We start from the raw sequence: 13,582 nt of genomic DNA, 5'->3' as shown, positions 1-13,582 counted from the left end.
CGGGTTCCAGGGCGTGGCACCGGAACGGCGCCGCCTCGATCCGTCCTTGTACAGGGCTATCGCAGCCCCCGGAAGCACCTGTTTTTCGGCTAGCCCGGTCAGAGACTCAGGCGGCGAGCAGCTTCTCCACCTCGTTGACGAGGTCGCGGAGATGAAACGGCTTGGAGAGGACCTTTGCGTCCTTGGGAGCCTTCGAGTCGGGGTTGAGCGCCACGGCCGCAAAGCCCGTGATGAACATGACCTTGATGTCGGGGTCGAGCTCGGTGGCGCGGCGTGCGAGCTCGATGCCGTCCATCTCCGGCATGACGATGTCGGTCAGGAGGAGTTCGAATGGCTCTTCGCGCAGCCGGTTATAGGCCGAAAGACCGTTATCGAAGGACAGCACATCGTAGCCGGCGTTCTGGAGCGCCTTGGCCAGGAAGCGCCGCATGTCGTTGTCGTCTTCCGCCAGGAGGATCTTCATCGTGCGGCGTCCCATACCCTTCGATTCGGTGTGTTCCTCCCATAAAGCGTCCGCTTGGTAAACAAGGTGTTGACAGTCGCGGGCCCGGCCCGTGCCTCCCGGCACGCGGGCCATGCTCGCGGGCGCACGATCGGAGTGGACAGCCAGGGTGCGAGCCAGCAAAGTAACGGCGCGCGTTCCCCCGTCCTGGCTGCGATGACAGAACCGTTCACGAACCAGATTTCCGCCTCCGCCGCCTTCGATCCGCCCTTCGTGGTCGACGAGCCGGAGGTCCATTCTCTTCCGTTCGTCTTCAACACGCCGCATTCCGGTTCGGTCTATCCTCGCTCGTTCCTCGCATCCTCACGCCTCGACGCCCTTGCGCTCCGGCGATCGGAGGATGCACATGTGGACCGGCTGTTCGCCCCGGTGGTCGATCTCGGGGCACCTTTGATGCGGGCGCATTTCCCTCGCGCCTATCTCGATCTCAATCGCGAACCTTACGAACTCGACCCACGGATGTTCGACGGGCGCCTGCCGCCCTTCGCCAATACCCGCTCAATGCGGGTCGCGGGCGGACTTGGCACCGTACCGCGCGTCGTGGCGGACGGGCAGGAGATTTACCGCGGACGCCTGCCGGTCGAAGACGCTGTCGAGCGTATCGAGGCACTCTACAAGCCCTATCACCGCACCCTACGCGCCCTGATCCAGCGGACGGCCAGGCAGTTCGGCTATGCGATCCTGATCGACTGCCACTCGATGCCGTCATCGAGCCTCGGACGCGACGAGGGAACGAAGGCCGACATCATCCTGGGCGACCGCTTCGGGACGAGCTGCGCGCCACTCCTGACCGGTCTCGTCGAACAGCACCTCAGGTCCCGCGGCTTCAAGGTCCTGCGCAACAAGCCTTATGCCGGCGGCTTCATCACCGAGCATTACGGTGAGCCGGGGATCGGGCGCCATGCCTTGCAGATCGAGATCAACCGCGGCCTCTACATGAACGAGACGTCGCTCGCCGTGACGGACGGATTCTCCGGTCTGATATGGCACCTGCGAGAGATGGTCGTTGCGGTCGCAGCGGAGATCGTCGATCTCACGCCCCGGCGCATCGCCGCCGAATAGCCTCAACCAGTCTTGCCGGACGACTTGAGCTGTCAGCTCCGACGATGCCTGACACCAGAAGAAATGCATGGCCCAAGAAAAAAGGCCGCTCCGAAGAGCGGCCCGAAGTCTAGGGAGGAAACGCCCAAGAAGGGCTGCCGGACCGCGACGCCATCGCGATCCCGCAACGCAATAATTAAAGTGCGACGCACAAAAAGCAAGGACGTTCTCGTCTGAATGGCTGCGTTGCATGCATGCCCGCGCCGCGCTGCACGCACCAGCTAAGCAATCCGCCTACGCGCTCTCACGAACCACGGAGCAGGCGTTCGATCTCGGCCTTGAGCGGTTCGGCCAATTCCTTGCGCTCCAGGGCATAGGCGAGGTTCGCTGTGAGAAAGCCGAGCTTCGAACCGGTATCGTATGTCCGGCCCTCATAGCGCATCCCGAAGAAGGCCTGCTGCTTGGCGAGCGCGATCATCGCGTCGGTGAGCTGAATCTCACCGCCCGCTCCCTTCTCGCCGCGTTCGAGGATCGAGAAGATCTCCGGTTGAAGAATGTAGCGCCCCGAGATGATGAAGTTGGAGGGCGCCGTTCCTTGCTTCGGCTTTTCGACCATTCCGTCGATCTCGAAGGTCTGCCCGAAGGTCTGACCGACGCCGACAATGCCGTACTGGTGCGTCTCCTCGGGCTTGACCTCTTCGACGGCGATGACGTTGCCGCCATGGCGCTCGTAGGCGGCCAGCATCTGGCCCATGCAGCCGCGGCTGAGCATGTCCGGCAGGAGCACCGCGAAGGGCTCGTCGCCGACGATCTCGCGGGCGCACCAGACGGCATGGCCGAGACCGAGCGGCGCCTGCTGGCGGGTGAAGCTCGTCTGGCCGGCCTTCGGCAGGTCGCGCTTGAGTTCCTCGTAGGCGGCTTCCTTGCCGCGCTCCCGAAGCATGTGGTCGAGTTCGAACGCGATATCGAAATGATCCTCGATGACCGCTTTGCCCCGGCCGGTGACGAAGATGAAATGCTCGATGCCAGCCTCGCGGGCCTCATCGACGACGTGCTGCACCACGGGCCGGTCAACGACCGTCAACATCTCCTTCGGGACCGCCTTCGTCGCCGGGAGAAAGCGGGTGCCGAGGCCCGCGACAGGAAGGACGGCCTTGCGAATCGGTTTCATCAATCGGAACCCGGCTACGGAAAGACACACGGTCGCGATGACCGTCAGGACGACCAGCCCCCATCGACCGGCGCATAATCCCTGACATCCACCGCGCTCTCGTGGCATAAACGATGTGATACCTTTCCGATATAACGTCGCCGGCAAGAGGAGAGCCTTCGATCCGGTCCTCGTCCGTCCACGATCAGGTCTTCGGCTGCCCCGCAGGATCACGGCAAGGGAATAAGAAATGGCGGTTCTTGTAACGGGTGGCGCGGGTTACATCGGCAGCCACATGGTGCTTGCGCTGATCGACGCCGGGCACGACGACGTCATCGTCATCGATGATCTCTCCACCGGTTTCGATTGGGCTTTGCCGCCGGAGGTCACTCTCGTCGTCGGCGACGTCAGCGACCAAACCCTTGTCGCCGACGTCATCCGCCGCCACGGCATCGACGCCCTCGCGCATTTTGCGGCCCGTATCGTCGTTCCGGACTCGGTGGCCGACCCGCTCGGATACTATCTCGCCAATACGGTCAAGACCCGCGCCCTCATCGAGACTGCCGTCAAGGAAGGCGTGAAGCACGTCATCTTCTCCTCGACCGCTGCGGTCTACGGCGAGCCCAAGGTAGTTCCCGTTCCCGAGGACCTCGTTGCTTCGCCGATCAATCCCTACGGCCGCTCGAAGCTGATGAGCGAGTGGATGATCGCCGATGCCGCCGAAGCTCACGGCTTCAATTACGTGATCCTGCGCTATTTCAACGTTGCCGGAGCCGACCCCAGGGGCAGGAGCGGGCAATCCACTCCGAACGCCACCCACCTCATCAAGGTCGCGACCCAGGCGGCGCTCGGGCAGCGGCGGCATCTAGAGGTCTTCGGCACCGATTACCCTACGCCGGACGGCTCGTGCCTGCGTGACTACATCCAAGTCTCGGACCTTGCCGAAGCACATCGCCTCGCGCTCGAACACCTGCGCGGCGGCGGCGAGAGCCTGACATTGAATTGCGGCTATGGCCGGGGCTACTCGGTGCTGGAAGTGATCGAGGTCGTCAAACGCGTCTCAGGCGTCGATTTTGCCGTCAAGCTTTCCCCCCGTCGTGCCGGCGATCCAGCCCGGATCGTCGCCAAGGCGGACCGGATCCGCGAGCGTCTCGGCTGGCGCCCGCAGAATGACGACCTTCAGGGCATCGTCACTCAGGCGCTTGCCTGGGAGGAAGCCCTCACCCGCCGCAACCGGACGTGACGCGCTTCACCGCCATCTCGCTGGTTGCCCTTCTGGCTCCGATGGTGTCACCCTGGGCGATTGCGGCACCAGCGCAGCGCCAGCAACCTGCCGAGGCGGCGACTGTCCGGGAATTCCAGGCTTTCGTCGCGGCCCTGAAACCCGATGCACGTGCGCTGGGGATCTCGGATGCCACTTTCGTTGCCGCGTTCAAGGATGTCACCGCACCAGACCCTGCCGTCATTAGCCGGACCCGCGCGCAAGGGGAGTTCTCGCGACCGGTTTGGGACTACCTCGTGGGCGCAGTATCGTCGGGGCGGATCGATAGGGGGAAAGCAGAAGCTGCTCGTCTTGATGCGACCCTGTCACGGATCGAGGCGAGCTACGGCGTTCCCCGCGCGGTCCTAGTGGCGATCTGGGGAGTTGAATCCGATTTCGGCGCCAGCGGCGGGACCACGTCGGTCATCCGCTCACTGGCGACCCTCTCGCAGGTCCGATACCGCGGCACACTTTTTCGCGACGAGCTCCTGGCGGCGCTCACCATCCTCGAACAGGGCGACGTTTCTGCCGGCACCATGAAGGGGTCCTGGGCCGGCGCCATGGGGCAGGTCCAGTTCCTGCCCTCGAACTACCTCAAGCATGCCGTCGATTACGATGGCGACAAGCGCCGCGACATCTGGACCTCGCGTCCAGACGCCCTTGCCTCCATCGCCGCCTTCCTGCGAAGCCTCGGCTGGAATGCGAGCCTGTCGTGGGGATACGCCGTGACGCTGCCGCCCGGATTCGACCTTACGCGCTATCGCGGGGATCTCTCCGATTTCGCCGGACGAGGCGTACGCCGGATCGATGGCAAGGCACTGCCCGCTTCCGGAAATGCGAGCCTTTTCCTGCCCGGCGGCGCGAGCGGCCCTGTCTTCCTCATCACCGATAACTTCGAGGTGATCCGCGGCTATAATACCTCCGATTCTTATGCCCTCGCCATCGGACACCTCGCGGACCGCCTGGCCGGTGGGCCACCCCTCGCCGTGCCATGGCCTAGTGCCGTTTCGCGCCTCGACAGGGCCGGCCTGCAGGCCCTTCAGAAGGGTCTCGCCGCTGCGGGCTTCTACCAGGGGGAGACCGACGGCCGCGCCGGGCCGAAACTCCGGGAAGCGGTCCGGCGCTATCAGATCGGCGCCGGCCTCGTGGCAGACGGCTATGCGACCCCCGAGCTCCTCGCACATGTGCAGACGTACCGCTGACGATTCGGCGCCGGGCTCGGTTCGCCCTATATGTTCTCAGGCTGCGAGGCCCTCGCGTACCGGGCCGGTGACGACAAGGTCCATCTGCATGGAACCGACGAATTTTTGGAGGGCGATGCCTGCTCGGTGTCATCTGGCAGCCGGGCGCATCCTCACGGTGCAGATTCTGGCGTTCGCCCTGTTCTGCCTCACCGATGCGGCACCGGTTCTGGCGCAATGGAGCGGTTACGACGACGTCCCGCGCCGCCGCCCCCCGGACTATTACCGTGACGACGGTTATGGCGCGCGGCCGAGTGCGCGCCGCTACCAGGCACCGCCACAGGAAGCACCGCGCCAGTTCTTCTGGCCTTGGGAGGACCGTCCGCAGCAGACACAGCCGGCTCCCGTGCCGTCCGTTCGGCAGCGCGGCTATGCCCCGCCTTCCTATGCCGACGAGCGCCGGCCGGCACCGCGCCGGCCGCGACAGACACCTCCAGCCGTCGCGCAACCGAAGCCGGTGGCACCGAAGGTGGAGCCCACGAGGCGCCTGCTCGTCCTCGGGGATTCCCTGGCGAGCTATCTCGGCCGCGGCCTCGACGATGTGTTCGAGGACAATGCCGATGTGGAGGTCTTGGACCGTTCCCGGGCGGATAGCGGGCTCGTCCGCAAGGATGTCGTGGACTGGCCGAAGTCCGCCGAGGAGGCGCTGAAGGCTGGACAGAAGACCACCTATGCCCTCGTCATGCTCGGCGCGAACGATCGCCAGCCGATCCGTGAGGGCGACCAGGCCTTCGAACCGCTAAGCGAGCGTTGGCGCGAGATCTACCGCAATCGGGTCGATGCCCTCGTCAAGGTGTTCACAGACCGCAAGGTGCCGCTGATCTGGGTCGGCACGCCTCCGATGCGCAGCGAGAATCTATCGAAGGATCTTGCCGCGATGAACGACATCTACCGGGAGAGGGTCACGAAGTCGGGGGGCACCTATGTCGACATTTGGCCGGCCTTCGTGGATGACCGCAACCGCTATACGGTGACGGGTCCGGATCTCGATGGCCAGATGGCCAAGCTGAGAACCTCGGACGGCGTTCACTTCACCGGCGCGGGTTCCCGCAAGGTCGCGCATTTCGCCGATGTCGAACTCAAGCGCCTTATGGGCGCCGATACGCCGAATTCGGCGGAGCCGGCAGCCACTGTTGCGGCTACGCCATCTGGATCCAGCCTCGGCGCGGACTTGCCGCGGCTCGACGATACCGCAGCCATCGATAAGCTGATCACGGCGATGCTGCCGAGTTTGCCCGAACCGCCCGGAATACCGGCCCTGCCGGTCAAGCCCGCTGCCGGGCCGGTGGTGCCTCTCAGCAGGGCCGAAGTTTCGCCGGGAGGAACGCTGATGAGTGGTCGCCCACGCGAGAGCGAAACGTCAGCCGCCCTGGAAAGAACCATGGTCCAGGGTGCCGCTCCGGCGCCTCAACCCGGACGGGCCGATGATTTCCGATGGTCGCCGCGCTAGGGAGATCAGCGCGGCAGGACGCTGGCACCCATCAGGGCTTCGTCGATCGAACGGGCGGCCTGGCGGCCCTCGCGGATGGCCCAGACAACGAGGGACTGGCCACGGCGCATGTCGCCTGCCGTGAAGATCTTCTCGTGTGAGGTCCGATAATCACGGTCGTTGGCCGTTACGTTGCCGCGCTTGTCCATGGCGACGCCGGACTCCTCCAGCAGGCCCTTGCGGACGGAACCGGCGAATCCGATGGCCAGGAAGACGAGGTCGGCCGGCAGGACGAACTCGCCACCGGGAATAGGCTGACGCTTCTCGTCGACGCGGGTGCACACGACGCCGGTGAGCTTGCCCTTCTTGCCCTCGAGCCTGAGGGTCGCCGCCTGGAATTCACGCTCGGCGCCCTCCGCCTGACTCGACGAAGTCCGCATCTTGGTCGGCCAGTAGGGCCAGACGCTGAGCTTGTCCTCGCGCTCGGGTGGGCGCGGACGGATGTCGAGTTGGGTCACAGAAAGCGCGCCCTGCCTGAACGAAGTCCCGACGCAATCCGATGCGGTGTCGCCGCCGCCGATGACGACGACGTTCTTGGCGGTGGCAAGGATCGGCGGCTCGCCGTTGCCTGGCATCGGCTCGGCGCCCACACGCCGGTTCGACTGAACCAGGAACGGCATCGCATAATGGACGCCGGCGAGGTCCTGGCCGGGAAGCTGCGGGTTGCGCGGGTCTTCGGCACCGCCGGCGAAGAGCACGGCGTCGAACTCCGAGGTCAGCTCATCGATCTGCTTGTTGAGGCCGACATTGACGCCGTAGTGGAAGCGCACGCCTTCGGCTTCCATCTGCGTCACGCGCCGGTCGATGTGGCGCTTCTCCATCTTGAAGTCGGGAATACCGTAGCGGAGCAGGCCACCGGCCTTCGGCTCGCGCTCGAACACGTGGACTTCATGACCAACCCTCGCGAGTTGCTGCGCTGCGGCCATTCCGGCAGGGCCTGAACCGATCACCGCGACCTTCTTGCCCGTGCGAGTCTCGGCGGGCTCCGGCTTGACCCAACCCATGTTCCAGGCGCGGTCGGCAATCGCCTGCTCGATCGTCTTGATCGCGACCGGCTGGTTCTCGAGGTTGAGGGTGCAGGCCTCTTCGCAGGGCGCTGGGCAGATGCGCCCGGTGAATTCGGGGAAGTTGTTCGTGGAGTGGAGGTTTCTGTGCGCCTCCTCCCAGTCCGACTGATAGACGAGCTCGTTCCAGTCGGGGATCTGGTTGTGAACCGGACAGCCGGTATCGCCGTGACAGAACGGGATGCCGCAATCCATGCAGCGGGCTGCCTGCTTCTTTAGGTCGTGCTCGTCCAGTGGCAGGGTAAATTCACGGAAATGCCGCACGCGGTCTGCCGCGAGCTGATACTTCTGCTCTTGCCGATCGAACTCGAGAAAACCCGTGACCTTGCCCATCGTGCCCGTCTTTCGCGCGTCTGTCTGATCCGCCGCGCAGAAATCGGCCGGGTCGGCTCGTTCCGCGCTGGTGTCTTGTTCTTACCGATCCGGCGTGACGCCGACCGGCCCTTACCTCTTTGCCGTCTCTGTTCCTGCCCCGAAAGCTTCGGTGCAACGGCCGAGCCAAGCCCGGATCGCCGGCCTCGGCCCCAGATCGAATCCACCTTCGTCGGCCCAGTGCGTATAGGCGTAAAGGGCGACATCCGCGATGGTCGCGTCGTCGCCGACGAACCAATCTGCAGCACCGAGATGCAGCTCCATCAGGTCGAGGGCCGCCTCGCCGCGGGCGACCCGATTGGGGTCGCGCGCCGATGCAGGCTTGCCGAGATAGCGCATCTCGAACCTGCAGACCGCGATGTTTGGCTCGTGGCTGTACTGCTCCCAGAACAGCCATTCGTCCATCTTGGCCTGCAGAAAGCTCTCCTGCGGGACGAGGGCGCTGCCGCGCGCCAGGTACCGCATGATCGCGTTAGATTGCGCCAGGCAGCGCCCGTCGTCGAGTTGCAGGCCCGGAACCTGCCCCGCCGGAAAGCGGGAGAGGTAATCGGGTGTTCGGCTATCGCCCTTCAGGATGTCGACCGGAGCCCAGTCGTAGGTGAGCCCAACGAAATCGGCGACGATCTTCACCTTGAGGCAGTTGCCGGAGACGGGATCGCCGTAGATCCGCATGCCCGACCCTATTCCGCTGCCACCGGCATCCGCGCCATCTCCATCTCGCGAAGTGCCCGGCGGTACTCCACCGGCATCACCTTGACGAACTTGGTGCGGTAGCCTGCCCAATCGTCGAGGATCGCCTTGGCGCGAGGCGAGCCGGTGTATTTCAGATGGTTGGTGATGAGCTGCGAGAGCCGCTCCTCGTCATGGCCCGACATGTCGGCGAGGATGTCGACGCGCCCCTTGGTCTCCAGGTCGCCATCCTGGTGGAAGCGGCGCATGACGTCGTCCTCCTCCTCCACCGGTTCGAGATCGACCATGGAGAGGTTGCACCGGGCGGCGAACGAGCCGTCCTCGTCGAGGACGTAGGCGATGCCGCCGGACATGCCGGCCGCGAAGTTGCGCCCGGTCTCGCCGATCGACACGACGACGCCGCCGGTCATGTATTCGCAGCCATGGTCGCCCATGCCCTCGACCACCGCGATCGCGCCGGAATTGCGCACGGCGAAGCGTTCGCCGGCCGAGCCGCGGATGTAGCATTCGCCCGCGATCGCCCCGTAGAGCACGGTGTTGCCGGCCATTATCGTGTGGCCGGCCGGCGCCTTGAGGGCGTCGGACGGGCGGATAATGAGCTTGCCGCCCGACAGGCCCTTGCCGACGTAATCGTTGGCATGGCCGGTGAGCTTCACGGTCACACCGGCGGCGAGCCAGGCGCCGAAACTCTGGCCGGCGGTGCCCGAGAGGTTCACCACGATGGTGTCGTCGGGCAGGCCTTCGTGGCCGTAGAGCTTGGCGACGGCGCCGGAGAGCATGGCGCCGGCGGTCCGGTCGGAGTTCCTGATCACGTCCTCGATGGCGACGGGCTCGGCCCGTTCGAGTGCGGGCTTCGCCGCCTCGATCAACCGACGGTCTAGCACGTCGTCGATCGGGTGCTTCTGCTTCTCGACATGGCGGATCGCCACCTCGGGACCGACATCGGGTCGATGGAAGAGCTTGGAGAAGTCCAGCCCCTTCGCCTTCCAGTGGGCGATGACCTCCTTGGTGTCGAGGTAGTCCGCGCGGCCGATGAGGTCTTCGAGCTTGGTGAAGCCCATTTCCGCCATCAGCTCGCGCAGTTCCTCGGCCACGTAGAAGAAGTAGTTCACCACGTGCTCGGGCGTGCCCTTGAAGCGCTTGCGCAGGACCGGGTCCTGCGTCGCCACGCCGACCGGGCAGGTATTGAGGTGGCACTTGCGCATCATGATGCAGCCGGCCGCGATCAGCGGCGCGGTCGAGAACCCGAACTGGTCCGCGCCGAGCAGGGCCGCGACCAGCACGTCACGGCCGGTGCGGATGCCGCCATCGGCCTGGAGCACGACGCGGCCGCGCAGGTGGCTGAGCACCAGCGTCTGCTGGGTCTCGGCAAGGCCGGTCTCCCAGGGTCCGCCCGCATGCTTGATCGAGGTGAGAGGAGCGGCGCCGGTACCGCCATCGAAGCCGGAGATCGTGATGTGGTCGGCCCGCGCCTTGGCAACGCCGGTGGCGACCGTGCCGACGCCGACCTCGGAGACGAGCTTCACCGAGACATCGGCGGACGGGTTCACGTTCTTCAGATCGAAGATGAGCTGGGCCAGGTCCTCGATCGAGTAGATGTCGTGGTGCGGCGGCGGCGAGATCAGGCCGACGCCCGGCGTGGCGTAGCGGACCTTGGCGATCTTGGCATCGACCTTGTGGCCGGGCAGCTGGCCGCCCTCGCCGGGCTTGGCGCCCTGCGCGACCTTGATCTGCATCATGTCGGAATTGACGAGATACTCCGTCGTCACCCCGAAGCGGCCGGACGCCACCTGCTTGATCGCCGAGCGGCGCGACCGCCCGTCGGCCATCGGCTTGAAGCGCTCGACCTCCTCGCCGCCCTCGCCCGAATTCGAACGGCCGCCGAAGGAGTTGACCGCGATAGCCAGCGTCTCGTGCGCCTCCTTCGAGATGGAGCCGTAGGACATCGCGCCGGTGGCGAAGCGCTTGACGATGTCGGCGGCCGGTTCGACCGCCTCGATGTTCACCGGCGCGCGGCCGATCTCGGTCGCCTGCTTGATACGGAACAGGCCGCGAATGGTCTTGAGGTGGTTCTCCTGCTCGTTCACGAGCCGAGCGTATTCGCGGTAGCGCTCGGGCAGGCCGAGGCGCACGGCGTGCTGCAGGGTCGCCACGGTGTCGGGCGTCCAGGTATGGCTTTCGCCGCGCAGTCGGTAGGCGTATTCGCCGCCGACATCGAGGGCGTGGCGATAGACGGGCGCGTCGCCGAACGCGTCGGCATGACGCCGGGCGGTCTCCTCGGCGACCTCGGCCATGCCGATGCCCTCGATCGTCGTCGCGGTGCCGAAGAAGTCGCGGGCGACGAAGGACGAGTTGAGGCCGATCGCGTCGAAGATCTGGGCGCCGCAATAGGACTGGTAGGTCGAGATGCCCATCTTGGACATGACCTTGAGCAGGCCCTTATCGATCGACTTGATGTAGCGGTAGACGATCTCGTCGTCGGTGAGGTCCGGCGGGAACTCGTCCTTCATGGCGATCAGCGTCTCGAAGGCGAGGTAGGGATTGATCGCCTCGGCGCCATAGCCGGCCAGACATGCGAAGTGATGCACCTCGCGCGGCTCACCCGACTCGACGACGAGTCCGACAGACGTCCGAAGCCCCTTCCGGATCAAATAGTTATGAACCGCAGCCGTGGCGAGTAGCGCGGGAATCGCGATGCGGTCCGGCCCGATGCCGCGGTCCGACAGGATGATGATGTTGTAGCCGCCGCGAACGGCGACCTCGGCCCGGTCGCAGAGCCGGTCGAGCGCACCTTCCATTGCCGCCGCCCCGGCCTCCGCGGGGAACGTCATGTCGAGGGTCTTGGTGTCGAAGCGGTCCTCGAAATGGCTGATCGAGCGGATCTTCTCGAGATCGCCATTGGTCAGGATCGGCTGGCGCACCTCGAGGCGCTTCTTGCGGGAGGCACCTTCCATATCGAGCAGGTTCGGCCGCGGCCCGATGAACGAGACGAGGCTCATCACGGCCTCCTCGCGGATCGGATCGATCGGCGGGTTCGTCACCTGCGCGAAATTCTGCTTGAAGTAGGTGTAGAGCGACTTCGGCTTGTCGGACAAAGCCGAGAGCGGGGTGTCGGTACCCATCGAGCCGACAGCTTCCTGGCCAGTGACGGCCATGGGCGCCATGAGCAGCTTGAGGTCTTCCTGGCTATAGCCGAAGGCCTGCTGTCGATCGAGCAGCGAGACGTCGGAGCGCGAGGCGCGGGGAATGACGGGCTTGAGGTCTTCGAGCACGATCTGGGTGTTCTTCACCCATTGCGCGTAGGGATGCGCGGCGGCGAGCTCGCTCTTGATCTCCTCGTCGGAGACGATGCGGCCCTTCTGCAGGTCGATGAGCAGCATCTTGCCAGGCTGCAAGCGCCAGGATTCGACGATGGTCTCGTCGGGAATCGGCAGCACGCCCATCTCGGAGGCGAGAACGACGAGGCCATCCTCGGTCACGAGGTAGCGGGCGGGCCTGAGGCCGTTGCGGTCGAGGGTCGCGCCGATCTGGCGTCCGTCGGTGAAGCAGACAGCGGCCGGGCCATCCCATGGCTCCATCAGGGCGGCATGATACTCGTAGAATGCCTTGCGCTCCTCGCTCATGAGCGGGTTGCCGGCCCAGGCCTCCGGGATCAGCATCATCATGGCATGGGCGAGCGAGTAGCCACCCTGGACCAGGAACTCGAGCGCATTGTCGAAGCAGGCGGTGTCCGACTGCCCCTCGTAGGAGATGGGCCAGAGCTTCGAGATGTCGTTGCCGAAGAGTTCGGAATCGACACTGACCTGGCGCGCCGCCATCCAGTTGACGTTGCCGCGTAGCGTGTTGATCTCGCCGTTATGCGCGACCATCCGGTAGGGATGGGAGAGCTGCCAGGTCGGGAAGGTGTTGGTGGCAAAGCGCTGGTGGACCAGCGCGAGGCCCGAAACGTAGCGCTCGTCCTGCAGGTCGCGGTAATATTCGCCGAGCTGGGTCACCAGAACCATGCCCTTGTAGACGATGGTCCGGGTCGAGAGCGAGACCGGGTAATAGGCCTTCACCTTCGGGTCGTTGAGGCCGTAGACCTTGGTCGAGATGACCTTGCGCGCGGTGAAGAGGCGCCGCTCGAAAGCGTCCTCGTCCGCGATCGAGGCCGGGCGCCCGATGAAGACCTGACGGTGGAACGGCTCGGTCTCCTTGACGCGGATCCCGAGGTCCTCGGAGTCCACGGGCACGTCGCGCCAGCCGAGCTGCGGCAGACCCTCGTCGGCGAGAACCTGTGCGACGATATCCTCGACGATCTGGCGTCCTTCCTCGTCCTTGGGCAGGAAGAACATGCCGACGCCGTAATGGCCCGGCTCGGGCAGGGTGAAACCGAGGGCCTCGCATTCAGCCTGGAAAAAGGCGTGCGGGATCTGGGTGAGAATGCCGCAGCCGTCGCCCATCTTCGGATCGGCGCCGACCGCACCGCGATGGTCGAGATTCTTAAGGATGAGTAGGCCCTGCTGGACGATCGCATGGGTGCGGCGGTCATGCATGTCGGCAATGAAGCCGACGCCACAGGCATCCCCTTCGCGGGCCGGGTCATACAGCCCCTGTGCCACTGGCAGCGCCTGATCGCGCACGATGATCGGCGCGCCGCCATCGCGGGAGGCGGGGATGGATCCTTGCAGGATCCCGAACTCAGCAGATGCGGCCATGCGCTTCATCCCTCATCTTCCGCTCAGGCTCGCGGGCGAGCATGTTTCGTGCCTCGGCACCGTGGTGCCGTTCTC

Annotated in this window: 9 protein-coding genes; 4 read left to right on the top strand and 5 right to left on the bottom strand. The window is 65.3% G+C overall.

Annotation, left to right across the window (positions count from 1 at the left end):
* Positions 1-106 precede the first annotated feature (106 nt).
* Positions 107-463, bottom strand: coding sequence for a cell cycle two-component system response regulator CpdR (gene cpdR / locus K2Y56_RS01970; protein WP_003603128.1), 357 nt, complete (start codon positions 461-463; stop codon positions 107-109).
* A gap of 195 nt (positions 464-658) precedes the next feature.
* Here cpdR and K2Y56_RS01965 point away from each other — a divergent pair, with 195 nt between their 5' ends.
* Positions 659-1,564, top strand: coding sequence for an N-formylglutamate amidohydrolase (locus K2Y56_RS01965; RefSeq protein WP_292504349.1), 906 nt, complete (start codon positions 659-661; stop codon positions 1,562-1,564).
* 283 nt (positions 1,565-1,847) lie between these two features.
* On the opposite strand, the gene galU is transcribed toward K2Y56_RS01965, so the two are convergent.
* Positions 1,848-2,714, bottom strand: coding sequence for a UTP--glucose-1-phosphate uridylyltransferase GalU (gene galU / locus K2Y56_RS01960; RefSeq protein WP_292504348.1), 867 nt, complete (start codon positions 2,712-2,714; stop codon positions 1,848-1,850).
* Between the two features lie 229 nt (positions 2,715-2,943).
* On the opposite strand from galU, the gene galE reads away from it, so the two are divergent.
* The 3 genes from galE (at position 2,944) to K2Y56_RS01945 (ending at position 6,645) form a co-directional block, all read left to right on the top strand.
* Positions 2,944-3,936 (top strand): UDP-glucose 4-epimerase GalE, encoded by a 993-nt coding sequence (gene galE / locus K2Y56_RS01955; protein ID WP_292504346.1) that lies wholly within the window; start codon positions 2,944-2,946, stop codon positions 3,934-3,936.
* 41 nt (positions 3,937-3,977) lie between these two features.
* Entirely contained in the window at positions 3,978-5,156 is a 1,179-nt protein-coding gene (locus K2Y56_RS01950; RefSeq protein ID WP_292504402.1) for a lytic murein transglycosylase, read from the top strand.
* A 115-nt stretch (positions 5,157-5,271) separates the two neighbouring features.
* Entirely contained in the window at positions 5,272-6,645 is a 1,374-nt protein-coding gene (locus K2Y56_RS01945; RefSeq protein ID WP_292504345.1) for an SGNH family hydrolase, read from the top strand.
* A gap of 5 nt (positions 6,646-6,650) precedes the next feature.
* Here the strand turns inward: K2Y56_RS01945 and K2Y56_RS01940 are convergent, their stop codons facing one another.
* The 3 genes from K2Y56_RS01940 to gltB form a co-directional block, all read right to left on the bottom strand.
* On the bottom strand, positions 6,651-8,081 hold the full coding sequence (locus tag K2Y56_RS01940; RefSeq protein ID WP_292504343.1) for a glutamate synthase subunit beta: 1,431 nt from the start codon (positions 8,079-8,081) through the stop codon (positions 6,651-6,653).
* Between the two features lie 111 nt (positions 8,082-8,192).
* Entirely contained in the window at positions 8,193-8,792 is a 600-nt protein-coding gene (locus K2Y56_RS01935; protein ID WP_292504340.1) for a glutathione S-transferase family protein, read from the bottom strand.
* Between the two features lie 8 nt (positions 8,793-8,800).
* On the bottom strand, positions 8,801-13,507 hold the full coding sequence (gene gltB, locus K2Y56_RS01930; RefSeq protein ID WP_292504337.1) for a glutamate synthase large subunit: 4,707 nt from the start codon (positions 13,505-13,507) through the stop codon (positions 8,801-8,803).
* Between the last annotated feature and the right edge of the window lie 75 nt (positions 13,508-13,582).

Source organism: Methylobacterium sp. (assembly GCF_019745455.1).
In the GTDB taxonomy this organism is placed as follows: domain Bacteria; phylum Pseudomonadota; class Alphaproteobacteria; order Rhizobiales; family Beijerinckiaceae; genus Methylobacterium.
Note: the sequence above shows the minus strand (reverse complement) of the source record. Positions and strands in the feature narration are given on the sequence as shown.